Origin of the sequence: Bradyrhizobium sp. ISRA436 (genome assembly GCF_029910015.1) — a bacterium.
Taxonomy (GTDB): Bacteria; Pseudomonadota; Alphaproteobacteria; order Rhizobiales; family Xanthobacteraceae; genus Bradyrhizobium.
Genome location: NZ_CP094519.1, coordinates 2,341,353 through 2,366,629 on the forward strand (window position 1 = coordinate 2,341,353; position 25,277 = coordinate 2,366,629).

At 64.2% G+C, this 25,277-nt stretch carries 19 protein-coding genes; 10 read left to right on the top strand and 9 right to left on the bottom strand.

The window, feature by feature from the left end:
• Window positions 1-15: 15 nt before the first annotated feature.
• Window positions 16-1,326: an oxalate/formate MFS antiporter gene (oxlT, locus tag MTX23_RS11030; protein WP_280976659.1), complete on the bottom strand. Its 1,311-nt coding sequence runs from the start codon at window positions 1,324-1,326 to the stop codon at window positions 16-18.
• Between the two features lie 187 nt (window positions 1,327-1,513).
• A complete protein-coding gene (locus MTX23_RS11035) occupies window positions 1,514-2,302 on the bottom strand; it encodes an IclR family transcriptional regulator (RefSeq protein WP_280976660.1) in 789 nt (262 codons plus the stop codon).
• 123 nt (window positions 2,303-2,425) lie between these two features.
• On the opposite strand from MTX23_RS11035, the gene MTX23_RS11040 reads away from it, so the two are divergent.
• Window positions 2,426-4,246: an NAD(P)/FAD-dependent oxidoreductase gene (locus MTX23_RS11040; RefSeq protein ID WP_280976661.1), complete on the top strand. Its 1,821-nt coding sequence runs from the start codon at window positions 2,426-2,428 to the stop codon at window positions 4,244-4,246.
• A 49-nt stretch (window positions 4,247-4,295) separates the two neighbouring features.
• Entirely contained in the window at window positions 4,296-6,233 is a 1,938-nt protein-coding gene (locus MTX23_RS11045) for an alkyl sulfatase dimerization domain-containing protein (RefSeq protein ID WP_280976662.1), read from the top strand.
• Between the two features lie 92 nt (window positions 6,234-6,325).
• Here the strand turns inward: MTX23_RS11045 and MTX23_RS11050 are convergent, their stop codons facing one another.
• Window positions 6,326-7,393 carry a glycosyltransferase family 4 protein gene (locus MTX23_RS11050; RefSeq protein WP_280976663.1) on the bottom strand — a complete coding sequence of 356 codons (1,068 nt, stop codon included), beginning with the start codon at window positions 7,391-7,393 and terminating at the stop codon, window positions 6,326-6,328.
• A gap of 315 nt (window positions 7,394-7,708) precedes the next feature.
• Between MTX23_RS11050 and MTX23_RS11055 the strand changes: the two genes are divergently transcribed.
• The 4 genes from MTX23_RS11055 (at window position 7,709) to MTX23_RS11070 (ending at window position 13,631) form a co-directional block, all read left to right on the top strand.
• Window positions 7,709-9,472, top strand: coding sequence for an ABC transporter ATP-binding protein (locus MTX23_RS11055; RefSeq protein WP_280976664.1), 1,764 nt, complete (start codon window positions 7,709-7,711; stop codon window positions 9,470-9,472).
• A 69-nt stretch (window positions 9,473-9,541) separates the two neighbouring features.
• On the top strand, window positions 9,542-11,743 hold the full coding sequence (locus MTX23_RS11060; protein ID WP_280976665.1) for an amylo-alpha-1,6-glucosidase: 2,202 nt from the start codon (window positions 9,542-9,544) through the stop codon (window positions 11,741-11,743).
• Window positions 11,744-11,800: 57 nt separating this feature from the next.
• Entirely contained in the window at window positions 11,801-12,304 is a 504-nt protein-coding gene (locus tag MTX23_RS11065; RefSeq protein WP_280976666.1) for a PRC-barrel domain-containing protein, read from the top strand.
• A 4-nt stretch (window positions 12,305-12,308) separates the two neighbouring features.
• Window positions 12,309-13,631, top strand: coding sequence for an MFS transporter (locus tag MTX23_RS11070; RefSeq protein ID WP_280976667.1), 1,323 nt, complete (start codon window positions 12,309-12,311; stop codon window positions 13,629-13,631).
• A gap of 63 nt (window positions 13,632-13,694) precedes the next feature.
• Here MTX23_RS11070 and MTX23_RS11075 read toward each other — a convergent pair whose 3' ends face one another.
• Both MTX23_RS11075 and glgA read right to left on the bottom strand, forming a co-directional pair.
• Window positions 13,695-14,444 (bottom strand): 2OG-Fe(II) oxygenase family protein, encoded by a 750-nt coding sequence (locus MTX23_RS11075; RefSeq protein WP_280976668.1) that lies wholly within the window; start codon window positions 14,442-14,444, stop codon window positions 13,695-13,697.
• Between the two features lie 268 nt (window positions 14,445-14,712).
• Complete coding sequence (glgA, locus tag MTX23_RS11080) at window positions 14,713-16,140, bottom strand: glycogen synthase GlgA (RefSeq protein ID WP_280976669.1); 1,428 nt, start codon at window positions 16,138-16,140, stop codon at window positions 14,713-14,715.
• A gap of 182 nt (window positions 16,141-16,322) precedes the next feature.
• Here glgA and MTX23_RS11085 point away from each other — a divergent pair, with 182 nt between their 5' ends.
• From MTX23_RS11085 to MTX23_RS11095, 3 genes are all read left to right on the top strand, one after another.
• Window positions 16,323-17,528, top strand: coding sequence for a CoA transferase (locus tag MTX23_RS11085; protein WP_280976670.1), 1,206 nt, complete (start codon window positions 16,323-16,325; stop codon window positions 17,526-17,528).
• 262 nt (window positions 17,529-17,790) lie between these two features.
• Complete coding sequence (locus MTX23_RS11090) at window positions 17,791-18,861, top strand: alcohol dehydrogenase (protein WP_280976671.1); 1,071 nt, start codon at window positions 17,791-17,793, stop codon at window positions 18,859-18,861.
• 127 nt (window positions 18,862-18,988) lie between these two features.
• The gene (locus tag MTX23_RS11095) at window positions 18,989-20,071 is read left to right on the top strand and encodes an isocitrate/isopropylmalate dehydrogenase family protein (protein ID WP_280976672.1); all 1,083 of its coding nucleotides are present in this window, start codon (window positions 18,989-18,991) and stop codon (window positions 20,069-20,071) included.
• A 61-nt stretch (window positions 20,072-20,132) separates the two neighbouring features.
• On the opposite strand, the gene MTX23_RS11100 is transcribed toward MTX23_RS11095, so the two are convergent.
• From MTX23_RS11100 to MTX23_RS11110, 3 genes are all read right to left on the bottom strand, one after another.
• Complete coding sequence (locus MTX23_RS11100) at window positions 20,133-20,468, bottom strand: hypothetical protein (protein WP_280976673.1); 336 nt, start codon at window positions 20,466-20,468, stop codon at window positions 20,133-20,135.
• 203 nt (window positions 20,469-20,671) lie between these two features.
• Window positions 20,672-22,003 carry a L,D-transpeptidase family protein gene (locus tag MTX23_RS11105; protein ID WP_280976674.1) on the bottom strand — a complete coding sequence of 444 codons (1,332 nt, stop codon included), beginning with the start codon at window positions 22,001-22,003 and terminating at the stop codon, window positions 20,672-20,674.
• Window positions 22,004-22,445: 442 nt separating this feature from the next.
• Entirely contained in the window at window positions 22,446-22,841 is a 396-nt protein-coding gene (locus MTX23_RS11110; RefSeq protein ID WP_016844123.1) for a helix-turn-helix transcriptional regulator, read from the bottom strand.
• A gap of 478 nt (window positions 22,842-23,319) precedes the next feature.
• Here MTX23_RS11110 and MTX23_RS11115 point away from each other — a divergent pair, with 478 nt between their 5' ends.
• Window positions 23,320-23,721, top strand: coding sequence for a hypothetical protein (locus tag MTX23_RS11115; protein ID WP_280976675.1), 402 nt, complete (start codon window positions 23,320-23,322; stop codon window positions 23,719-23,721).
• 51 nt (window positions 23,722-23,772) lie between these two features.
• On the opposite strand, the gene MTX23_RS11120 is transcribed toward MTX23_RS11115, so the two are convergent.
• Window positions 23,773-25,092 (bottom strand): dicarboxylate/amino acid:cation symporter, encoded by a 1,320-nt coding sequence (locus tag MTX23_RS11120; RefSeq protein WP_280976676.1) that lies wholly within the window; start codon window positions 25,090-25,092, stop codon window positions 23,773-23,775.
• Between the last annotated feature and the right edge of the window lie 185 nt (window positions 25,093-25,277).

Genomic DNA, 25,277 nt, shown 5'->3' on the forward strand with positions numbered 1-25,277 from the left:
ACGGCCAGGCTCTTGTCAGGTCGGCTGCGTTCCCTCAACCCATGCTTGCTCTTCGCTTGAGCGCGTCAGGAGCTTGTGCCGCATCGGTTTGAGAACAAAGATGGCCATCAGCGCGGCAATGATGTTGAAAAGCGAGGCGATGATAAAGGCGCCCTTCCAGCCACCGGTCTCCACCACCAACACGTTGGCGAGCGGTACAAGCAGTGACGCTGTTCCTTTCGCGGTGTACAGCAAGCCCGCATTGGTCGTAGCGTACTTGACGCCAAAGCAATCGGTGCAGGAGGCGGGAAAGAGGCTGTAAATCTCGCCCCAGGCGAAAAATACGACCCCGCTCAGAAGCACAAATCCCAGTGGGTTTTGCCCATACACGTACAGGGCCCATATGCCGATGCCCTCCAACAGGAAGGCAATGAACATGGTGTTCTCCCGACCGAGAAAATCGGAGACCCAGCCGAAGAACGGCCGTGTAAGTCCATTGAGGACTCGATCGATCGTCAACGCAAACGTCAGCGCCGGCAGGGTGATGCCGATCAACGCGACTGGCGTGGTGTCGAGATGAAAGTCCTTGGCGATGGGCTTGAGTTGCGCCGTTGCCATCAATCCCCCCGCCGCCATCAGCATGAACATCAGATACATGACCCAGAAGGTCGGTTCTCTGAGCACCTGCAACGGTTGATATTGAAGGCGACCTTGCTGCACGAGTCGCGAGGCTTCCGGTGCTTGTCCGCGCCGCGGTGCAAACAGCAACAACGAGAGTACAACGACGATGACGCCTTGGCCGATGCCGAAGGTCAAAAACGTATTCTCGTAGCCATGCGTTGAAATCATCCTTTGAATGGGAATGATCGTAAGCGCCGAGCCGATGCCGAAGCCGGCGGCGGTCAATCCGGCCGCGAGCCCGCGGCGGTCCGGAAACCATTTGAGTGCGTTGCCGATGCAGGTGCCGTAAACAGCTCCTGCCCCGAGACCGCCGATGATCTGGGCTATGTATAACATCCAAAGCGAGGTTGCGAAGGAGTTGAGAACCCAGGCGAGCCCGGTGAGCCACCCACCCGCGAAGACGACGATCCGCGGCCCGAAGCGATCGACGAGGTAGCCCTCGGCGGGTACCAGCCAGGTTTCAAAGAGCACGAAGAGCGTGAACGCCACCTGGATCGACGCCAGGCTCCAACCAAATTTCTGGCTGATGGGAATCGTGAAGAGTGTCCAGCCATATTGGAGGTTGGCGATCATCACCATGCAGATGATGCCGATTACGAGCTGGCTCCAACGGGTTGCTTCGGAAGCCCGCTCCACGGGCGGATCGGTTTGTGAGGTTGCGGTCATTGGGGTCACTCCTCGCCCTGCGAGCTAACGCCCGGAACCTTGCTCAGGTTCCCTGGAATGCCATATGCATCACCCAAATCCGCTCTGGGGCGGCATTGGGCAGTTGCAGCTATCTCACGAGCCGTCAAGGGCCATCGCGAGCAGCATCGCCGGCGTCGCGCCCGTGGCCTTGTCGCCGACGTGTACTCTAGCCTTCCGCGACCAGCGCGCGGATGCTACGGGCGAGCCCGAGGATGCGCGGCCCGCATTCGCGCTCGATCTGCTCCGGGCTGAAGCGGAATGAGGGAACGCCGCAATTGACCGACAGGCATTCGCCGGTCGGCGTGCGATAGAGCGGTGCCGCGACGCCGAAGATTTCGCGCCGCCATTCGCCGATCGAGACGGCGAAGCCGCGCTCCCTGCACAATTCGATGTCGGGCAAGGTCCGCTTCCGGACGTAGTCAAGGTCGTCGGGCCGCTCGGCCTTCACGCGCGCCACATAGGTGTCGAGCTCGTCCCTGGTGAACAGCGACAGCAGCGCGCGTCCGACCGCGGTCGGCGCCAGCGAAGAGACGAAGCCGACGTCAGGCACGTGCGGCGCGGCATCCGTTGTGCGCAGTGTCTCGACATAGATGAAGTCGAGCCCGAACGGCATCGCGATCGACACGGTGCCGCCGGCATAGGCCGCGAAGTCGCGCATCAGCGGGCGCGCGAGCTGGCGGACCTTCAGCGACGACAGGACGGGGTAGGCGGCGGCGAGCACGCCGAGCCCGAGCACGAAGCGGCCCTTGGCGTCGCGCCTGAGATAGCCGAGCTGCTCGAGCGTATAGGTCAGCCGCGACACCGTCGGCCGCGACAGGCCGGTATGCAGCGCGAGCTCGGCATTCGACAGCGAGCCGGGGTGATTGCGGAAGGCCGCCAGCACATCGAGCCCATGCGCCAGGGTGGTCGCAAAGGAGGGATCCGCTTGAACTTCGGCCGGGGAGGAGGCTGTCATGCAAAATAATTGTCTCGATTGGCTGTTACTGTCAATATATCGAAATATATTTGTCAATCGTTCCAATATCTGGTTATGTCCCGCGGACAACGACAAATGGCCGCTGGAGTGAGGCGCCTTCCGATGACGACGACCGACCAGGTCCGGGACGCAAAACCCGCCGCGATCGACAAGGAGCGGCTTCGGCAAAAGTATGTGGAGGAGCGCAACAAGCGGCTGCGTCCGGACGGCAACGACCAATATCTGCAAATCAAGGGACGGCTCGCGCATTACCTCGATGATCCCTACACGCCGGTCGCGGAGCGCGCGCCGAAGACCGATCACGTCACCTTCGCCTTCATCGGCGGCGGCTTTGCCGGGCTCGCCACCGCGGCGCGGCTCACCGAAGCCGGCGTCAAGGACGTCCGCATCGTCGAGAAGGGCGGCGATTTCGGCGGCACCTGGTACTGGAACCGCTATCCCGGCGCGCAGTGCGACACGGCGTCGATGGTCTACATGCCGCTGCTGGAAGAGACCGGCCACATGCCGTCGGACAAATACGCGCATGCGCCTGAGATCCTCGCGCACTGCCAGCGGATCGGCCGGCATTTCGGCCTCTACGACAACGCGCTGTTTCATACCGAGGTGACGAGCCTCGATTGGGATGAGGCGCAGTCGCGCTGGCTCATCCGCACCAACCGGGGCGACGCCTTCACCGCGCAGTACGTCGGCATCGGTACCGGCCCGCTGCATGTGCCGAAACTGCCCGGCATTCCCGGCATCGAGAACTTCAAGGGGCATTCGTTCCACACCAGCCGCTGGGACTACGGCTACACCGGCGGCGATCCCAATGGCGCGCCGATGCGGAAGCTCGCCGACAAGCGCGTCGGCATCATCGGGACCGGCGCGACCTCGGTGCAGTGCGTGCCGCATCTCGCACGCGCCTGCAAGGAGCTCTACGTGTTCCAGCGCACGCCGTCATCGGTCGATGTGCGCGGCAATGCGCCGATCGACCCTGAATGGTTCGCAGGCATCGCGACGCCCGGCTGGCAGCAGCGCTGGCTCGAGAACTTCACCGCCAACCAGGCCGGCGGCTCGGCGGAAGAGGATCTGGTGCAGGACGGCTGGACCGATTTGTCGAAGCGGATCCGCGCCAAGATCGTGCTGCTGCCGCGTGAGCAAAGGACCGTGGAGAATATGCGGGCCGCGTTCGAGGACTCCGACTTCGAGAAGATGGAGGAGATCCGCAACCGGGTCGACGCCATCGTCCGCGATCGCGAGACCGCCAAAAACCTCAAGGCCTGGTACGGCCAACTCTGCAAACGGCCGTGCTTCCACGACGCCTATCTTCAGGCCTTCAACACGCCGGGCACGCATCTGGTCGATACCGACGGCAAGGGTGTTGAGCTAATTACCGAGCGCGGGGTCGTCGTCGCCGGCAAGGAATATGAGCTCGACTGCATCATCTACGCCTCCGGCTTCGAGGTCGGCACCGAGTACAAGCGCCGCGCCGGCTTCGACCTGACCGGCCGCGACGGCGTCAAGCTGTCGGACTATTGGGGGGAGGGCATGCGCACCAAGCACGGCATCCACGTCCATGGCTTCCCCAATGTGTTCTTCGTGCAGCCGACGCAGGGCGCCAATCTCATTTCCAACGTGCCGCACAATCTGACGGAGGCCGCGCGGACCATCGCCCTGATGGTCAGCCACGCGCGGGACAACGGCTTCAAGGCCATCGAGGTCAGCAGGGAAGCCGAGGATCGTTGGGTCGAGCTGCTGCTGACCGGCGTCGGCCGGATGATCGGCGGGCCCGATTGCACGCCCGGCTATTACAACAATGAGGGCCGCGAGCCGGGGCCGGCCGCCCGCCTCAATGTCGGCCATCCCGCCGGCGCCTCGGCCTACTTCAAATATATCGACGAATGGCGCCGCAGCGGCCGGTTCGAAGGCGTTCAGTTCCGTTGAGCGACGCGCGATCGCAATCCGATCTCCATCTGCGAGGGAGTACACGAGTATGACCCAGACAACCGACGTGACGCAGGAAAGCCCGAAGGCCGCGTCCGCCTCCGTCATCGCGCAGCACGCGGCGACGCTGACGACGCTGCCGTTCTCCGACACCGGGGATTTCGACGATGCCGCGCGCGGCTTCCTCGGCACCATCGAGAACGCGAAGATCACCTCGGCACAGGGCCGGATGGTGTGGAGCCTCGAACCCTACGGCTTCCTCGCCGAGGAGACCGCGCCGCCGACCGTCGATCCCAGCCTGTGGCGGCAATCGCGGCTCAACATGCATCACGGCCTGTTCGAGGTGGTATCAGGCGTCTATCAGGTGCGCGGGCTCGACATCGCCAACATGACGCTGATCGAAGGCGACAACGGCGTGATCGTGGTCGACACGCTGACCTCGATCGAGGGCGCGCGCGCCGCGATGGAGCTGTACTTCCAGCACCGCGGCAAGCGGCCGGTCGCGGCCGTCATCTTCACCCACACCCACACCGACCACTGGGGCGGCGCGCGCGGCGTGGTCGATGACGCGATGCTGGCGGCCGGCGTGCCGATCATCGCGCCGAACTTCTTCATGGAGCACGCGGTCTCCGAGAACATCATTGCGGGGCCGGCGATGCTGCGTCGCGCGCAATACCAGTTCGGGCCGTTCCTCGCCAAGGGCGTGCGCGGTCACGTCGATTGCGGTCTCGGCAAGACCATGGCCGCGGGCGGGGTGGCGTTGTTGCGGCCGACCGACCTGATCATCGCGACCGGCGACAAGCGCATCATCGACGGCGTCGAGTTCGAATTCCAGATGGCGCCGAACAGCGAGGCGCCGGCGGAGATGCATTTCTTCATCCCGCGCTACAAGCTTTTGAACCTCGCCGAGAACTGCACGCACAATTTCCACAATCTGCTGCCGTTCCGCGGCGCCGATGTGCGCGATGCGCTGGCCTGGTCGAAATATCTGGGCGAGGCATTGCAGATGTGGGGCGGCAAGGCGGAGGCGATGTGCGGCCAGCATCACTGGCCGGTGTGGGGGCGGGAGCGGATCGACACCATGATCCGCCAGCAACGCGACCTCTACAAGTACGCCCACGACCAGACCATCCGTCTGATGAACCACGGGCTCAACGCCGCCGAGATCGCCGAGACGATCCGCCTGCCGCAGAGTCTCGAAGGCGCCTGGCACGGCCGCGGCTATTACGGCCACATCAGGCACAATGTGAAGGCGATCTATCAGAAGTATCTCGGCTGGTACGACGCCAATCCGGTCAATCTCGATCCGCTGCCGCCGGTCGCATCCGGCAAGAAATATGTCGAGTATATGGGCGGGGCGGACGCGATCCTGAAACGCGCTGCGACGGATTTTGCCAAGGGCGAATTCCGCTTCGTGGCGCAGGCCGTCAGCCACCTCGTGTTTGCCGAGCCCGACAATGCGGCCGCCCGCGCGATGCTGGCCGATACCTTCGAGCAGCTCGGCTACGCCGCGGAGAGCTCGACCTGGCGCAACGCCTATCTGTTCGGTGCCCAGGAGCTTCGGCAAGGCATGCCGAAGACGCCGCCGCGCTCGTCGATGCCGCGCGAGACGCTGGCCGCGCTGCGCACCGAGCAGATGTTCGACGTGCTCGGTGTCCGCCTCAACGGCCCCAAGGCCGAGGGCAAGCACATCGTGCTGAACTGGACCTTCACCGATACCGGCGAGACCTTCGTCCTCAATCTGGAAAACTCGGCGCTGACCTACGTCAAGGGCGCGCAGGCGTCCGATGCCCATGCCGGCTTCACGCTGGCGCGCGGCACGCTCGACGAGGTCATCGCCAAGCTGACGACGTTCCCCGACGCGGTCAGCGCCGGCAAGATCAAGGTTGTGGGCGATGCGGCGCGGCTCGCCGAGTTGATGGCGCTGATGGACGAATTTCCGCGAATGTTTGAGATCGTCGAGCCGAAGCGGACAGTGGTGACGTAACGGGTGGTGTGTCGTGACAATCGAACGACCCGACGGACCGGCAAGGATTTGCCGGCCGGCCCGCCGGATCATTCGATCGGCCGCTGCAACCGTTACTCGGCGCTCGCCACCAGCTGGAAGCGCGGCTTGGCTTCCATCAGGCCGCGATAGGTGGCGAGATAGTCCAGCGCCATGCGGCGCGCGGTGAAGCGGGTCTCGAACTGCTTGCGGATCGCATTGCGGTCGAGCGTGCCGAGACGGCCGACGGACGAGATGGCGCTGATCTCGTCCTCGACGATGAAGCCGGTGACGCCATCCTCGATAATCTCGGCCACCGAGCCGCGATTATAGGCGATGACCGGCGCGCCGCAGGCCATCGCCTCGATCATCACGAGGCCGAACGGCTCCGGCCAGTCGATCGGAACCAGAAGTCCGATCGCGCCGCTCAGGAAATCAGGCTTCTCGCGGTCGCTGATCTCGCCGATGAACTCGACGAGCGGATTCTCCTTGATCAGCGGCTTGATCAGCTCGTCGTAATATTCCTGGTCGGCGCGGTCGACCTTTGCCGCGATCTTCAGCGGGATGCCGCAGCGGGTTGCGATCCTGATGGCGCGATCCACGCCCTTCTCCGGCGCGATGCGTCCGAGCACGGCGAGATAGGACGGCTTGATCGGCTGTGGCGTCAGCAGGTTCTCCGGCAGCCCGTGATGAATCGTGCGCACCCAATGCGCCTGCGGTACCGGCCGCCGTTGCGCGTTGGAGATCGAGATGACGGGAATTTTGGAGAACGTGTTGAACACCGGCTGGTGTTCGGGGAGATCGAGCCGTCCGTGCAAGGTGGTGACGAACGGCGTCGGCTGCCTCGCGAACAGCGACCACGGGTAATAGTCGAGGTGGAAGTGCAGGAAATCGAACTCGTCCTCGTCGCACTTCTGCCGGACGCGTTCCAGCATGACCATGTGCAGCGCATTGGGATCGCGCACGGAGCCGTCGAGGCGCAACGCCTTGGACCAGGTCGCATCGAGCTTCGCCGACGTCTTGGAGTCGCCGCTGGCGAACAGGGTGACGTCATGGCCGAGAGCCACAAGTTCTTCGGTCAACCAGTGCACGACCCGTTCGGTCCCGCCGTACAACTTGGGGGGGACAGCCTCCGTCAGCGGGGCCACCTGCGCGATGCGCATTTCTCCATCTCCTTTGTGTAATGTGGATGAACAAGACCCTCAGCCCTCCGATGGCACTGGCATGCCGAAGACGGGAACGTTCTCGCACGTGCGAGGTTCCTTAGGTATGCAGGTTCTGGCGCTTCTTTCTTCCATCACACTGTGGTCTTGCTGATGCCATCTCGCTCCAACAGGTTTTTGCCGACGCCAGAGTTGCAAAATTGTTGCGCAGTGATGGCTGCATCAAGGAATCCAACCGCCGCCCTTCACGTCATCGTGCACGAGAGGAGCGATTAGAAGTTTCTCGTTCACCCTCAACAGGTTTTGCAGGACGTCATGGACCATCTCTCAGGATATGCGCACCGCCCCTTTCCATTCGTGTTGCGCTATCTGCGCCGGCGGCTCGCCTCGCATGTTGTAATTTTGTCGGCCGTCGTTGGGGCAGTCGCCTGCTCCGTGGGCACGCAATACGGCGTGAAGAGCTTGGTCGATGCCTTGTCGGCCGGACCGTCCTACGCAGGTGGCGTATGGCTGGCATTCGCTTTGCTCATGTCGCTGATCGCGGCTGACAATTTCCTGTGGCGAGTTGCAAGTTGGACAGCGAGCTTCACCTTTGTCGGCGTCACCGGCGACCTTCGTCGCGACATGTTTCGCCATCTTACCGGCCACGCGCCGAGCTACTTCTCGGATCGGCTGCCGGGCATGCTGACCAGCCGGATCACCGCGACCTCAAACGCAGTGTTCACCGTCGAGAACATGTTCGTTTGGAACGTGCTGCCGCCGTGCATCGCGACTTTCTCGGCAATCGCGCTGATTGGAACCGTCAGCGCGACGATGTCCTCCGTCCTGATCGTGATATCGGGAACCATGGTGGTGGCGATGTTCCGGATGGCCGCCGCCGGCAGGCCTCTGCATGACGACTACGCCAACAAGGCTGCCTCGGTCGACGGCGAAATGGTCGATGTCATCAACAACCTGCCGCTGGTGCGGGCGTTCTGCGGTCTGGGCTACGAGCACGATCGCTTCGATGCGACCGTGAACCGGGAACTCGTCGCCCGCGGCCGTTCTCTTCGTTATCTGGAGAAACTGCGCCTCACTCACGCAGCCGTAACTGTGGTGCTGACGGTCGCGATGCTCGCTTGGGCCATCAATCTCTGGCAGCAGGGCGCGGCGACCACCGGCGACGTCGTGCTGGTCTGCACGCTCGGCATCTCGATCCTCAGCGCGACCCGCGATCTTGCGGTGGCGCTGGTCGACGCCACCCAGCATCTGGCACGGCTGACCGAAGCGCTTGCGACGCTGTTGCAGCCGCACGAGCTGAAGGACCATCCGGAGGCCGAGCCGCTGGTGAAGAGCGGTGCGGCGGTTGCGTTCAACAATGTCTCGTTCGGCTATCCTGGCGGGGTGCAGGTGTTCGAGCGCTTCAGCCTGCGCATTCAGCCCGGCCAGAGGCTCGGCTTGGTTGGCCAGTCCGGCGGCGGCAAGTCCACTCTGTTCACGCTGCTGCAGCGCTTCTACGACGTGGACCGCGGCAGCATCACGGTCGACGGCCAGGACATTTCCCGCGTCACCCAGCAGAGCCTACGCGCGGCGATCTCCGTGGTGCCGCAGGACATCTCGCTGTTCCATCGCTCGATCATGGAGAACATCCGCTACGGTCGTCCCGATGCCACCGATGACGAAGTGCTGCGGGCGGCGATCGCGGCGCGCTGCGACTTCATCGAAACTCTGCCGGAAGGCATGAACACCATCGTCGGCGACCGCGGCGTCAAGGTCTCCGGAGGCCAGCGGCAGCGGATTGCGATCGCGCGCGCCTTCCTGAAGGACGCGCCGATCCTGCTGCTCGACGAGGCTACCGCCGCGCTCGATGCGGAATCCGAGGAGGCGATCCGAGAGGCGTTGTCGCGGCTGATGCGCGGGCGTACGGTGGTGGCGATCGCGCACCGACTCGCGACGTTGCGCAGCTTCGACCGCGTGGTCGTGCTGCAGGGTGGCCGGATCGTCGAGGACGGCCCGCCCGATATCCTCGTGAAGGGAAGGGGCCCCTATCGCGACCTGGTCGCACGGGAGATGGGCCGCCTCTCCACCAGCGCGGCCTGACCGCGCGTCATCACGTGTTGTTGCGTTCCGGTGCGTTCGTCGCAGCAATAAGGGTCGCCCGAGGTTCAGATGGCAACCGACGTCGTTACGCAAATGATTACCGCCCGCATCGTCGAGCGGATCGCAGAATCGCCGTTCTATATTCCAATGACCGGGCCCGCGGCGCGGCCGCGGCGCTCGCTCAAGCATGACGACACCTTCATCGTGCTTGACAGCCATGGCGATATCGGCGCCTCGGCCGGCGGGCCGGACGGTCTGTTCAACGCCGATACGCGCTATCTTGCGCGCTTGGAAATGGTGCTGGAGGACGTGCAGCCGCTGCTGCTCGGCTCCAATCTGCGCGACGACAATTCGGCGTTGACGGTCGACCTCACCAATTCCGACGTCTATCGCAACGACCGCCTGACCCTGCAGAAAGACACGCTGCATATCGTGCGCTCGATCTTCCTGTGGCGCGGCACCGCCTACCAGCGCATCGGGCTGCAGAACCACGGCGACCATCCCGCGAGCTTCGATCTCACCCTGCTGTTTGACAACGACTTCGCCGACCTGTTCGAGGTCCGCGGCGAGCGCCGGGCGCGGCGTGGCACAGGCTCGAGCAAGCTGTTGGGGCCGACCGATGTTGTGCTGGAATATTGCGGCCTCGACGAGCAGTCGCGGGTCACGGCGCTGCATTTCGATCCGCGGCCGACACGGCTGTCGGTGAATGCTGCGACCTATCATTTCGACCTCGCGCCCGGCAAGGTCACGTCGCTGTTCGTCGCGGTCTCCTGCAACAAGCCGATCATGCACAAGCCGCCGCCGTTCTTCCGCGGGCTGCTGGCCCACCGCCGCGAGATGCGGAAACTGTCGGGCGGCGCGGCCAACGTCGAGACCTCGAACAACATCTTCAACGAGGTGATGTGCCAGGCGATGGCCGACCTCAACATGCTGATGACGGAGACACCGCAGGGCCGTTATCCCTATGCCGGCATCCCCTGGTATTCGACGACATTCGGCCGCGACGGCCTTGTCACCGCGCTGCAGATGCTGTGGATCGACCCGCGCATCGCGCAGGGCGTGCTGAAGCGGCTCGCCGTCTTCCAGGCAAAGGCGGTTGATCCGCTGGCGGATGCCGCGCCGGGCAAGATCCTGCACGAGATGCGCGGCGGCGAGATGGCGGCGCTGCGCGAGGTGCCGTTCGCGCAATATTACGGCAGCGTCGATTCGACGCCGCTGTTCGTGCTGCTCGCCGGGCTCTATCTCGAGCGCACCGGCGACGAGGCGACGCTGCGCGAATTGTGGCCGGCGATTGAGGCCGGGCTGCAATGGATCGACGGACCGGGCGATCCGGACCATGACGGCTTCATCGAATATCAACGCGCGACCGAGCAGGGCCTGCAGAACCAGGGCTGGAAGGACTCCTACGACGCCATCTTCCACGCCGACGGCAGGCTCGCCGAGGGATACATCGCGCTGTCGGAAGTGCAGGGCTATGTGTTCGCCGGCAAGCGGCTTGCCGCGAATGCGGTGCGCCGGCTTGGCATGCCCGAGAAGGCCGCCAGGCTCGAAGCCGAGGCCGAGCGGCTGCGCGAGCGCTTCGAGGACGCCTTCTGGTGCGAGGAGCTCGGCACCTATGCCCTGGCCCTCGACGGCGCCAAGGAGCCCTGCAAGGTGCGCACGTCCAATGCCGGCCAGCTGCTGTTTTCCGGCATCGTGCGCGAGGATCGGGCAGCCCGGGTTGCCGCCGACTTGATGAGCCAGAAGTTCTTCTCGGGCTGGGGCATCCGCACCGTCGCGGTCGGCGAAGCGCGCTACAATCCGATGTCCTATCACGACGGCTCGATCTGGCCGCATGACAACGCGCTGATCGCGCTCGGCTTTGCGCGCTACGGCCTGAAGCATTCGCTGGCGCAACTGTTCAAGGGGCTGTTCGACGCCGCGAGCTATATGGAGCTGCGGCGGTTGCCGGAACTGTTCTGCGGCTTCCGCCGCGAGCTCCGGCGCGGCCCGGTGCTCTATCCGGTCGCCTGCGCGCCGCAGGCCTGGGCGAGTGCGACACCCTTCACCCTGCTGGAAGCGGCACTCGGGCTCGAGTTCGACACGGCACGCGGCGAGATTCGCCTGCGCAATCCGCGCCTGCCGGATTTCCTCAACGAGGTGGTGTTGCGCGACCTCCGGCTCGGCGCGTCCAGCGTCGATTTGAGGTTGCGCCGCCATGACGATGAAGTATCGCTCGAAGTGCTGCGCACGCGCGGGCAGATCCAGGTGTCGATCGTGCTGACGCATTGAGCGGCGTCGCACCACCGCCTCGCGCGAGGCCGGAAAGAAAGATTGTGGGAGAGTTTCATGCGTTCGAGGATCATCATCTCGCTCGTCGCGGTGGCATTGGTCACCTGCGCCGGCGTTCGCGCTGCCGACGAGTCGCCGTCACCATCGCCGTCGCCGTCGCCGCCGGCAGCCCAGGCAATCCCCAAGGAGCGGGCCAAGGAACCGTCGCCGCCGCCATCGGTCACCGTGATCGGGGCCCGCGATGCGCACGGCATTCTCGGACGCGACGTCCGCAGCGCGGCCAATGAAGACATGGGCCGCATCGTCGACGTCATCGTGGACCGCGATGGCCAGGTTCGCGCGGCCGTGATCGATTTCGGCGGATTTCTGGGTGTCGGCAGCCGCAAGATTGTGGTCGACTGGAAGGCGCTGCGTTTTTCCGGCGTCAGCAACAAGAGCGACAGCATCACCCTTGATCTGACGAAACAGCAGGTCAGCGCGGCGCCCGAATACAAGGAAGACGCGCCACTGATCGTATTGGGTGCGGCCGGAAGCCTCCAACCGTGGGATAACGAGCACTAGGGGAATGGATCTGGTCGCGCGTCCGAATTCTTCCTTCGAGACGGTTGACGACGATCGTGGCAAGCGATCAGCCGGTAGTACCAACCTTGTGCCTCCGGTTCCGAATTCGCCCAAGCCGGAGCAGCCGGGCACGCCTTCGCGCGAAAGCCAGCGCGGCCTCGACTGGTTCATCTTCTTCCTGGCCGACGTGCAAACCGGCTTCGGTCCGTTCCTCGCGGTTTATCTGACGACGCAAAAATGGACCCAGGTCGAGATCGGCTTCGTGCTCTCGATCGGCGGCATCATCGGCCTTCTTGGCCAGATGCCGGGCGGCGCGATCGTCGATGCGGCGCGTTCGGAGCGGATCGTCGCGGGGTTTGCGGTTGCCACCATCGGCAGCAGCGCGCTGGCCTATGCGCTCTGGCCGATCTTTCCCGTGGTGACGCTGGCCGCGACGATGCACGCGCTGGCGAGCTGCGTGCTGGGCCCCGCGATCGCCGCCATCAGCCTCGGCCTGGTCGGGCCACGCGTGATCGGGGAGCGGCTGGGCCGTAACGCGCGTTTCGCTTCGCTCGGCAACGGCTCGGCCGCGGCGCTGATGGGCGCCTGCGGTTATTTGTTGTCGAGCCGCGCGGTGTTCCTCGTCACCTTCATCCTTGCGGTCCCGACGTTGTTGTCGCTGTCGCGGATCCGCGAACGCGAGATCGATATCGCCCAAGCCCATGGCGAGGTGAAGCGCGAAGTCCCCGACAAGAATGCGACCAGCGTCTGGAGCCTGGTGGGGCAGCGGCCACTCCTGATCTTTGCCGGCGGCATGATGCTGTTCCAACTCGCCAACGCCGCGATGCTGCCGCTGATGGCGGGTGTGGTCACGTCGCGGTCGAGCCAATGGGCGCCGATCCTGATCGCGGCCTGTATCATCGTGCCTCAGGCGATCGTGGCGTTGTCGTCACCATCGGTCGGGCGCAAGGCGCAGGAATGGGGCCGGCGACCGCTGCTGCTGATCGCGTTCGGCGCGCTCGTGGTCCGCGGCCTGCTGTTCGCAACCGTGCGCGATCCTTATCTGTTGGTGGTGGTGCAAGTTCTTGACGGCATCACCGCAGCTGTTTTCAGCGTGATGGTGCCGCTCGTGGTGGCCGATGTCGCGTTCGGCAGCGGCCATTTCAACCTGGCGCAGGGCATTGTCGGCACGGCCGTCGGCATCGGCGCATCGCTCAGCACGGTGCTGGCTGGCTATGTCAGCGACAAGCTCGGCAGCAGCGTTGCCTTCACGGGCCTTGCCGGCGTCGCCGGGCTCGGGCTTCTCTTGATCTGGCTGATCATGCCGGAGACGCGGCGGACCGAGTGACGGCGAGAGCGCGCACTCAAACTCCGGGAACGGATATTTGCGCAGCCAGATCGACTGCCAAAATCAGAACCCGACGGTCTCGTTCATGTAGAACGTGTTCAGGATGGATATCCGCTGCTGATCGGTCTTGATCGGCGGGCGGCCATGCCAGCTCATCTTTGAGAGCGAATGATAGGCCTTCAGAACCACGAACGCATATCCAAGGTTGGGCAGGAAGGGAATGGTCTTCACCGGCTCGAGGCAGTAGGAGTTGACGTGAAACAGTCCCTTGAGCGAAGCCTGATAGAGCGTCGTCCCGAGCGCCTCCATGCTGGCATCGGTGGGACAATAAAGCTGCATCGTCACGACCTTCTTGCGCGTATCCGGATGCGGCTTGATCTGGTAGCCGTCACGGTCGACATAGAGCACCGGCTTCGCCACAAGCTTGACGTCGTCGACGCCCGACACCTTGTCGCCGCGGGCACGAATTTCGAGCCCATCGTGCAGCTTGGTGCGGATCGCCTGTTCGACCGGCTTCGAGGTCAACATGGTCGACGCTGCGGCCCAGAGCGGGCGCAGATCTGCATCTATCTTGTCGACATTGTCGCCGTAGAGGCGAAGCGCCATGCGGGTTCCCGTGCCCGTGATCGGATCATAGCCCTCGGTGGGGATGCTTTTCGTCAGATCCCGATAAAAGTCCGCGGGAAAGAAATTGCGAAACACGACGTGGGGGAACGGGGCAGCAAAATAGTCGGCCGCCTCGATGCTCGCCACGGCGTGCGCGGTCAGCTCGTCCGCAAGGCTCGTGGGCGAGGTTTTGACAAGGACGTTCATCGGGTGCCCCCTTTGGGTCGCAAGACAAGGAAAACTGATGATCCCCAACGGCCCGACCGTATCACATGTCGGTCGGGCGACGGAAACAATTGGCCGTGTGCCTCTATGCCGGCTGGCCCTCTGTTTCAACATGTTGCGGCGCAGCGCTGGGCCGCATTCGCAGCGGTATTTTGGATGGTATCTGTGGCGCGCTGAAGGCCAATCCTCGGACGGACGCTTCTCCCGCGTGCGTCGTGGAGAAAGCGGCCTGAAACGTCGGGATTGCCGGTTAGGTGGCCGCCCGTGGCATGACCAGCTTCTTATAAAGGGCGCCGTAGCAGGCGGCCGACAGGCTCCAGCTATAGGATTTCGCCATCGCGCTGCGGCGCATGGTGTCGAGCCGATCCTTGGCGCGGAAGGTGTCGAAGGCGCGCCTGACGCCGCCGAGGAAGGACTCGGCCGAGGGCTGCGGGAACAGGAACCCGGTCTCACCGTCGGCGATGGTCTCGGCGAGGCCGCCGGTCTGGTGACCGATCGGCAGCGAGCCGAAGCGCTGCGCGTACATCTGGCTGAGGCCGCAGGGCTCGAAACGAGACGGCATCAGGGTGAAATCGCTGGCGGCAAAAATCCGCCGCGCCTGCGCGTCGTTGAAGCCGATCACGACGCCGATCGCATCGGGCCGGCGCCGGTGCGCAGCCACCAGCGCATCCTCGATGGCGGGCTCGCCGCTGCCGGTGACGACGATCTGCCCGCCGGCGGCGACGATCTCGTCGGCAGCCGACAGCACGAGGTCGACGCCCTTCTGATGCACGAGACGGGCGACGAGGCCGAAGATCGGCCCGCGCGAGACCGCAAGCCCGAACTGCCTGCGGACATAGTCGGCGTTGGCCTGCTTGCCCTTCCAGTCGCCGGCGCCGAACGGCTGGGCAAGCTGCGCGCAATGGCGCGGGTCCCAGCTCTCGTCGATACCGTTCAGGATGCCGGTGAGCTGGTCGGCATCCGAGCGGATGCGCAGCAGGCCTTCGAGCCCGCAGCCGAGCTCCGCGGTCGTGATCTCCTTCGCATAGGTCGCGCTGACCGTGGTCAGGTGCGAGGCATGGACAAGACCGCCCTTGAGGAAGGACAACTTGTCGTAGAATTCCAGCCCGTCGATGTGGAAGGAGCTCTCCGGTGCGCCGATCCGCCGCAACGAGTCCTTTGGAAACAGGCCCTGATAGGCGAGGTTGTGGATCGTCAGGATCGATGGAATCCGCAAGTTGCGCCAGGCGAGGTAGGCCGGTGTGAGCGCGGCCTGCCAGTCATTGGCGTGCACGAGGTCCGCTGCCCAATTCTTGTCCAGCATGCCTGCTGCAAGTTCGGCAGCGGCGGAAGCGAAGCGGCCGAAGCGGATGTCATTGTCGGGCCAGTCGCGGCCGGACTCATCGCCATAGGGATTGCCGGGCCGATCATAGAGCTGCGGGCACAACAGCACATAGACCGGCAGCCCGTCTTTGGTCGATGCGCGCCCCAGCGTGCATGCCGGCATCTCGGCGAGAGCGGGGCATTGGCCAACGATTTCAATGTGAGTGAACTGTTCGACCACGTCCCGGTAGCCGGGAAGCATGATCCTGACGTCGCTCCAGGTGCGAAGCGCCCGGGGTAGCGCTGCGGAAACGGCGGCGAGCCCGCCCACACGGACGAAATCGTCCATCTCCGTCGTGACGAACAAGACCTTCAACAAGCGCCCTCGTTCCTCCCCATAACTGGGCTATGCAAGATTGGGTCCAGTTTGCCGTTGAGTAAAATGCAACACGACCCGCGGGCCTGATCTGGACGAGACGCTTTCCTGCCGGCACGGCTCACTTTAGGGTCACGCGGCGCCGAACAATGATGCACCGCGCGACAGAGGAAGCCTTGGGAATGACAATAGCCGACAACGATGAGGGGAATTTGACAAGGAGCTTTGGCGGCCTTCGCGTGCTCGATTTTTCGACCACGATCGCCGGACCTCATTGCACGCGGATGCTGGCCGACATGGGCGCGGAGGTGATCAAGATCGAGCCCGCCGAAGGCGAGACGATGCGGACCCGCCCGCCGGTCAGGAACAACTGCTCGACCGCCTTCGGCCAGCTCAACGTCGGCAAGAACAGCCTGGTGCTCGATTTGAAGTCGCCGGCTGGCATCGAGGCGGTGCGCCGGCTGATCGCGACCGCCGACGTGCTGGTCGAGAACTTCCGCCCCGGCGTGATGCGGCGGCTGAAGCTCGATTACGCCTCCGTCCGCGACATCAACCCGAAGCTGATCTATTGCTCGATCTCGGGTTACGGCCAGACCGGCCCGTCGGCGGAATTGCCGGCCTATGCGCCGGTGATCCATGCCGCCTCGGGCTATGAGATGGCGCATCTCGCCTATCAGCCGGGCCGCTCGCGGCCGGACTATTGCGGTATCTACCACGCCGATGTGCTGACCGGCGTCTACGCCTTCGGTGCGATCTCGGCCGCGCTCTATCAGCGCAGCGTAAGCGCGAAGGGGCAGCACATCGACGTCTCGATGCTGGAATCGATGCTGAGCCTGACCCTGAACGAGTTGCAGTGGTCGCAATTCGAGGTGAAGCCGGCCCAGCGGCCGATGTTCGGGCCGATCGAGACCACCGACGGTTACGTCATGGTGGCGATCGCCAGCGAAAAGACTTTCCAGAGCTTGATGCAGGTGATCGGCCGCCCCGAATGGGTGACCGATCCGCGCTTTGCGAAATATTCGGATCGGCGGGAAAACTGGGCGAGCCTGATGGAGGGCGTGGAGGCGTGGTCGCGCGCCGTCAGCACGCAGGATTGCCTTGCCGCGCTCAATGAATATGGCGTGCCGTCATCGGCCTATCGCACCGTGCGCGAAGCGCTCGCCGATCCGCAACTCGCGCATCGCGGCGGGCTCGCCGAGGTCGAGGATGGCGGCGGCACATTCAAGGTGCTCAATCTGCCGTTCCGCATGTCGGGGGCGACGGTTGCCGCCGCAAAGCGCATGTCGACGCTTGGCGAGCACACGCTGTCCTACCTGAAGGAGATCGGTCTCACTGAGGACGAGATCGCAGGCTTCGCCACGCAACGGCCGAAAGCCGCGCGGAGTTAACCTGCGGCCTTTCATCCTGGCTACGGTCTTGCCGCGCGCGGCGCGCGGATGCGCGCTGCGCCGGCGAGGTGCCGGAACTGCGCGCGGTCGCGCCCGGCCAGCTCGCGGCGTGCCACCACCCGCTGATCTAGATGGTGGCGGCTGAGATTGTTCGAGCGGCGCGCATGGCGGTTGGCTGGAAATTGCGGCCTTGAACGTTTGTCCTCGGCGCGCGGGCGTGGCAAGGTCGGCCGCAACGAACAAGTCTCTCGGGAGAACAGCGATGAAGAGCTTTCAAGTTGTCGATTTCAACGCGCCCTTGAAGGAGGTCGACCGTCCGACGCCGCAGCCGGAGGGCACGCAGGTGCTGATCAAGGTCAAGGCGGCTGGCGTCTGCCACAGCGACCTGCACATCTGGGAAGGCGGCTATGATCTCGGCCACGGCCGCAAGCCGCTGTCGTTAAAGGATCGCGGTGTCTCGCTGCCGCGCACGATGGGCCACGAAACGGTCGGCGAAGTCGTCGCTTTCGGGCCCGACGTCAAGGAGGCCGACAAGGGCGGCCTCAAGGTCGGCGACGTCGCGCTGGCCTATCCGTGGCTCGGCTGCGGCAAGTGCCCGACCTGCCTCGGCGGCGACGAGAACATGTGCGCGATCAAACCGAGCGCGCTCGGCGTCTATTGTGACGGCGGCTACGCCGACCACATGACGGTGCCGCATCCGAAGTATCTGCTGAACCTCAAGGGGCTCGATCCGGTCACGGCCGCGCCCTATGCGTGCTCCGGCGTCACGACCTACAGTGCGCTGAAGAAGGTCGAGAAGGACCTTGACACCCCGATCGTGATCTTCGGCGCCGGCGGCCTCGGCCTGATGGCGCTGTCGCTGCTGAAGGCGATGGGCGGCAAGGGCGCGATCGTGGTCGATATCGATGCCAAGAAGCGCGAGGCCGCCGAGGCGGCCGGCGCGCTCGCCACCGTCGACGGCAAGGCGCCGGACGCGCTGGAGCAATTGATGAAGAAGGCCGGCCAGCCGATCCGCGCCGCGATCGATCTGGTCGGCAACGCCCAGACCACGCAACTCGGCTTCGACTGCCTCACCAAGGGCGGCAAGCTCGTGATCGTCGGCCTGTTCGGCGGCGGCGCGACCTGGGCGCTGCCGCTGATCCCGATCAAGGCCGTCACCATCCGGGGCAGCTATGTCGGAAACTTGCGCGAAACGCAGGAGCTGCTCGATCTCGTGCGCGAGAAGAAGATCCCGGCGATCCCGGTGACGCCGATGCCGCTCGCCAAGGCGAATGATGCGCTGGTCAACCTGCAGAAAGGCCAGCTCGTCGGGCGCGCCGTGCTGACGCCGTAACTCTCCGCCGTTATTGCGAGGAGCGTCAGCGACGAAGCAATCCATCTCTCCCCGTGTGGTGATATGGATTGCTTCGCTTCGCTCGCAATGACGAGAACATCTTTTTTGTTCAACCCAAGGGAATCCCATGTCCGCCAACAACGCATTCCATATCGCCGTCCTCGGCGGTGACGGCATCGGCCCGGAGGTGATGGCGCCCGCGCTCGAGGTCCTGCGGAGGATCGAGGCGACGACCGGTCTGAAATTCCGCTTGACCGAGGCGCCGGCCGGCGCGGGCCATTACAAGGAAACCGGCAAGTCGATGCCGGACAGCACGATCAGGCTGTGCGAGGAGGCCGACGCAATCCTCTTGGGCGCCTGCGGCCTGCCGTCGGTACGCTACCCCGACAATACCGAGATCGCGCCGCAGATCGAACTGCGCATGATCTTCGACCTCTATGCCGGCGTGCGCCCGGCACGGTTGATCCCGGGCGTCTCGAGCTCGATCGTCGGCGCCGATCAGAAGGGAATCGACCTCGTCGTGATCAGGGAATCCACCGAAGGCCTGTTCGCCTCGATGGGCAAGGGCGTCGTCACCGACAGCGAGGCGCGCGAGACGATGGTGATCACGCGTCGGACCTCGGAGCGGCTGTTCGAGTTCTCGTTCCGGCTCGCCGAACGCCGCAAGGCGCGCGGCCGCGTGGGCGGCGGGCTGACCTGCGTCGACAAGGCGAACGTGTTCAAGGCGTTCGCTTTCTTCCGCGAGATCTTCGACGAGACAGCGAAGCGTCATCCCGACGTCCGGGCCGATCACCTCTACATCGATGCGACCGCGGCGATGCTGGTGAAGCGCCCGTGGGACTTCGACGTCATGGTCACGGAAAACATGTTCGGCGATATCCTCTCCGACCTCGCCGCCGGCCTGATCGGCGGCATGGGCATGGCGCCGTCGGCCGACATCGGCGATCGCTACGCGGTCTTCCAGCCGTGCCACGGCACCGCGCCCGACATCATGGGGCAGGGCAAGGCTAATCCGACCGCGATGATCCTGTCGACGGCGATGATGCTGGACTGGCTCGCCGACAAGCATGGACTGGAGAGTGCCGCGGAAGCGGCTGAAAGCATCGAACGCGCGGTCGACAAGGTTTATGCTGGCGGCATCAAGCCGTTCGAGTTCGGCGGCAGCAACGGCACCGCCGATGTCGCAAGAGCCGTGCTGGCGGCGCTATAGCGCGAGGGGGTCGAAGCCCCCTCGCTGAGCACAAGGCGCGACGACTTATCCGGATCAAGCTTTAGCGGCGATGTCCGCCGTGGCGATGACCGCCGCCGTGACCATATCCGCCGTGACCATATCCGCCGTGATGGCGCGGCCCGTAATGATGGGGGCGATGGAAATACGGACGATGATGCCATCCGTGATGGCGCGGTCGGTAATAGCCGTATGCGCCCGGCTGCCAGTAACAACGGCCCCAGCGATCGCAGACTTGGCGCACCTGGTCGACATAGGATGTTTCGCCTGCGATATGGCTGGCCTGCGGAAGCCCGTTCGGCATCGCGGAGGCGGAGCCGGAGGTCATAGCCACGCTTCCCAAAGCGGCCAATCCAAAAACAGCAAGCTTGATATTCATTGAGATCTCCTTGGTTGAAGCTTGAAAACCTCCATGCGGCCGCTTGGTTGCTGCGACAAAAAGACGAGCCAGTGCACTTGGTTTTACGAGTGCCGGATCAACGCGGGAAATGCGGAGTTCTGAAGTCGCCCGTCGTCGCGGGCGACAATTGGCCGCGCGACAGAATGGCGAGATGCGAGCGGCGTGGACGCTTACGGTCTTGATTACTGCGCGAGATGCGCGGCCAGCGGATGCTCGGCGGCCTTGTTGAAGAAAGCGGCTTCCTCGGCGGTGGCCTCGAGGAGCTGCTGGTCCTGGTCGTAGACGTCGTTGCGGAATTGGATGGTCCGGTCCTTCGTCATCCACGCCGTGAGGTAGATCCATGCCACCGGGACCTTCTTCAGCATGCGGATGTCCTGCCGCTGTCCGGTAGCGATTGCCGCATCGATGGCGGCGCGGGTCCATTGCGGCTGGTCCCTGAGCAGCCATGCCGCGAGATCGCGGACGTTGTCGACGCGCGAGCAGCCGTGCGAATCGAAGCGATAGTCGTCGCTGAACAGGCTGCGCTGGTTGGTGTCGTGCATGTAGACTGAATAGGAGTTCGGCATGTCGATCTTGACCGCGCCGAGCGCATTCCATGTACCGCTCTGCTGCCGCACCGTGACGTTCGGCGCCGACCAGTCCACCGAACGCGGATCGATCTGGTTGTCGTGGGCGTCGAGCACGTCCATGTGCATGCGCGACAGATAGGTCGGGTCCTTGCGCATATGCGCCGCGATCTCGGTCTTTGTGATCGATGACGGCACCGTCCAGGTCGGATTAAGGATGATGTCGGTGATCTCGGACGTCAGCGTCGGCGAAGGCTTCTCGGTCTTGCCGACGATCACGCGATAGCGTCGCACGACCTTGTCGTCCTCGACCGCCTCGGCGAAGGTGGCGGGAATGTTGACGACGACGTAGCGCTGGCCGAACTGGAAATCCATCTGGGCGAGCCGCTCCAGCGAGGCCTCGATCTGCTTGATCCGCTTCTGCACGGGGACGTTGAGCGCGGCCAGCGTCCGCGGCGTCACCGTGCCGGTCGCTGCCAGACCGTGGCGTGTCTGGAAGCGCTTCACCGCCTCGGCCGTCACCTCGTCAAAGGCGCCGCTGGCCCTGTCGGCGGCGAGGTCGCCGGTGATGATCAGACGCTTGCGCAAGAGATCGTCGTTGGCGCCCGGAACGCCCAATGCGAATTTCGCGTCCGCCGGGATCGTGGGCCAGCCGCCGCGGGCGGCGAGATCGGAATAAGCCGTCAGCGCTTCGCGAATCCGTTGCGCGCTGCCAGGGTCGTAGGTCGGCTCGCGCGACAGCGCGAGCGCGGCGGCCGACCGCGTTTCGGCAGCCGAAGTGGATGCGGCCGGCTTGGCCTTGTTTGACGGCGTCGTCGCCGTCGCCGCAGCCGGCGCAGTGTGACGAGGCGGGACCGCCGCGGCCGGGCCGGGCGCGCTGGCGGTTTGGGCAACTGCCGGCAGAGCCGCGAGCATCGTGGCCATGGCGACGAGTGTCACTCTCTGCATATCGCGTTTCCCCGGACTGCGGCGCGTGCATCGAAATCGGAAAGCCTGGCCCCGGCCCGACGAACGCTGGGGCGGCACATTCGTACGGAGGCGATGATCTATCCCAAGACCGTTGCGTCTCGATTAAGTTTTGGTTTCCGCCCCCTGCGTTGCCGTAATCTTCTCGCCACGCTGGGCTGCAGCGTTGCCGGCATCGACGCCGGATGGTTTTGCGGCCTACATCAAGGCGGAGACCGAGCGCTGGGCCATGATCGTGCGGAGGTCCGGCGCCCGGTCCAGTAGCGTCGGCACAAGAAAAAAGCGCCGCCATTCACGATGGCAGCGCTTCGATGGTCTCCGAGCCCAGCCCGCGGATCGCGTGTCGCGGCGGCCGGTTGCCGGCCGAATCCGCTCAAGCTGGTCGATCGCGTCCACGGCGCCGCGATCTGACGTTGAGTGTCGCTCAGTCCTCGTTGGCGGCGATCGATTCCATCAGCGACACCAGCTGGCGCTGAACGGTCTGATCCTTGATCTTGCTGTAGGCGCGCAGCAACCGCAGGCTGAAGGCGCTGTCGAGGAACAGGAGGCTCTCGACTTCGCGAGCCTTGTTGTCACCGTCGTAGAAGAAGGTCACAGGCACATCGAGCGCGGTCGCAATCTGCTGAAGGCGGGCAGCGCCCACGCGATTGACGCCCTTCTCGTACTTCTGGACCTGCTGAAAGCTGACGCCGAGCTTGTCGCCGAGTTCGGCCTGCGAAATCTTCTGCTCCACGCGTCGTAGGCGGATCCGCTTGCCCAACTCGATGTCAGGTTTGCCGGCACTGCGCTGCTTCATCTTCTTTGCTGCTGATCTGTTCATTCTGGTGACCCGTCCTTCAATCGGGAAGCCCTGGCCCGGATAGGTCAGGGATTCGTCCATGATGTACCGCGTTAAGTTTCGTGTGGACCGTCAGTTCGTCGTGAGAACCACGAAAATCCAAGAAGGCCGCGGGATTGTATCCAAACGCATTCGCGCATTTGGAGACACCCTAGTAACGGCGCTCTCGACTACCTGAAGTCGATTGCGCCAAGGTGTCTGTCGACACCCCGCCCTCTACATTTGGCAAAATATTGACCGAACCACAACTAGCGCGAGTTTGATCGTAACAGATTTTGCGAATGCTTACCGGGCGGCAATGATATGTTACCCGTATTTCTACGGGCCGAAACTATTGTACGGGCATCGAGGATTGGATGCAACCCCTGCTGGTGCGGTCGCGGATCACGAAGGCTGGCGCAGTTGCGCGGGACGGCCCGCTTCGGCAGAGTTTGACGTAAGTGCAAGTCAGGCTTTCGGAATGTTGCTGGACAATTGCCCAAAAGTTCTCGATCATCAACAAGAGATGGACGCCTACCACAAGCCGGCGAATTCTTGCGGAGAGGCAATGAAGCGAAAGAGGGAGCCACCTTGGCTCGACCTCAGGGCTTCGGGAGTGGACGATATGCCGGTCGCAAGCACGGAAGAACGGTTGCTGGCGCTGCTAGCGACCTTGGAAGAATGTCAGACATTTCTGGTCGACCGGGCGAACGCGGAGACCGCGCGACTGCTGTCGCTTGCCATCCTTGAGCTTCGGATGGAACTGCATAAGGTCACGGACTCCGAGCTGAAGGCCTTGTGTGACATGGTGGCGTCGGAGAGGCAGTTGCAGGAGCCCGCCACAGCCAGGCGGTTCCCGCCATATCTGAAGCTCGTCAAGTAGCGCTCAATCGGCGGTGGCGGGCCCCGTACGGGGCGCGCCATGCCGCGCGCCTCAGCCCGCGGTCACATCCACCGTCTCGGTGCCGTCGAGCACGCGGCGGGCTTGGTCGCGGTTCAGATCGCCCTCCCATGCGGCAACCACGACGGTCGCCACGCAGTTGCCGATCAGGTTGCCGACCGCGCGCGCCATGCCGATGAACCAGTCGACCGAAAGCACCAGCACGAGGCCGATCACGGGAATGCTCGGCACCGCGTTCAGCGTTGCCGCCAGGATGACGATCGCCGAGCCCGGCACGCCATGCGCGCCTTTCGAGGTGATCAGCGACACGCCGAGCACCAGGAGCAGGTCGCCGAATGACAGCGGCGTGTTGGTCGCCTGTGCGATGAACACGACGGCCAGCGTCAGGTAGATCGAGAAGGCGTCGAGGTTGAAGGAGTAGCCGGTCGGGATCACGAGGCCGACCACCGAATCCTTGATGCCGAGCCGTTCCAGCTTGCGCATGGCCTGCGGCAGCACCGCGTCGGAGGAGGCGGTCGCGAGCACGATCATCAGTTCCTCGCGCAGGTAGGCGAGGAATTTGAGGATGTTCACGCCGGCAAGCGCCATCACGGCACCGAGCACGCCGAGCACGAAAATCGCGACCGAAACGTAGAACAGCGCGACCAGCGACAGGAGCTGCTTCAGCGAGCCGACGCCATATTTGCCGACGGTATAGGCGACCGCGCCGAGCACGCCGATCGGCGCGAACCGCACGATGAGGCCCATGGCGCGGAACAGCACGGTCGAGAGCGCGTCGATGAAGGAGGAGATCTTCTCGCCCTTTTCACCGCCGACCAGGGCCAGGCTGACGCCGAAGATGATGGCGAAGAAGAGCACCTGCAGCACGTCGTTGCGCGACAGCGCATCGAAGGAGGTGGTCGGGATGATGTTAAGCAGGAAGCTGCCGATGCCTTCGCCCTTCAGCTTCTGGGCATTGCCGGCATAGCTGCCGAGCGCCTTGGCATCGAGCGTGGAGGTGTCGATGTTCATGCCGTGGCCGGGCCCGAACAGATAGGCAAGCAGCAGCCCGACCACGAGCGCGACCGTCGTCATCGCCTCGAAATAGACCAGCGCCTTGACACCGACGCGTCCGACCTTCTTCAGGTCGCCGGCGCCCGCGATGCCGTGCACCACGACGCAGAACACGATCGGCGCCACGATCATCGAGATCAGCTTCAGGAAGGCGTCGCTGAAGATCTTCAACCCGATGGCGAAATCGGGCGCGGCCACGCCGATGATGATGCCGAGCAGGAGCGCGGCCAGCACCTGAACGAACAGCGAGGTGTAAAGCGGCTTGCGTGTCTCGGCGACTGCGGTTGCGATGGTCGACATGTCTTCCCCCTCGATTTAGGCTGGCCCGGAACCCCGCTCCAGCTCAGCAACTTGCGTGCCAGAATGTCGCGTGATCCGACGTTTCGGCTTTGCCCGAAACCGGCCCGCTGCATCGCAGCAGGCCGCGCAAGCCATTCCGTAGTTGAATGGCATTAGTTCAGTCAGGAAAGAAGCGGAAAATCCGC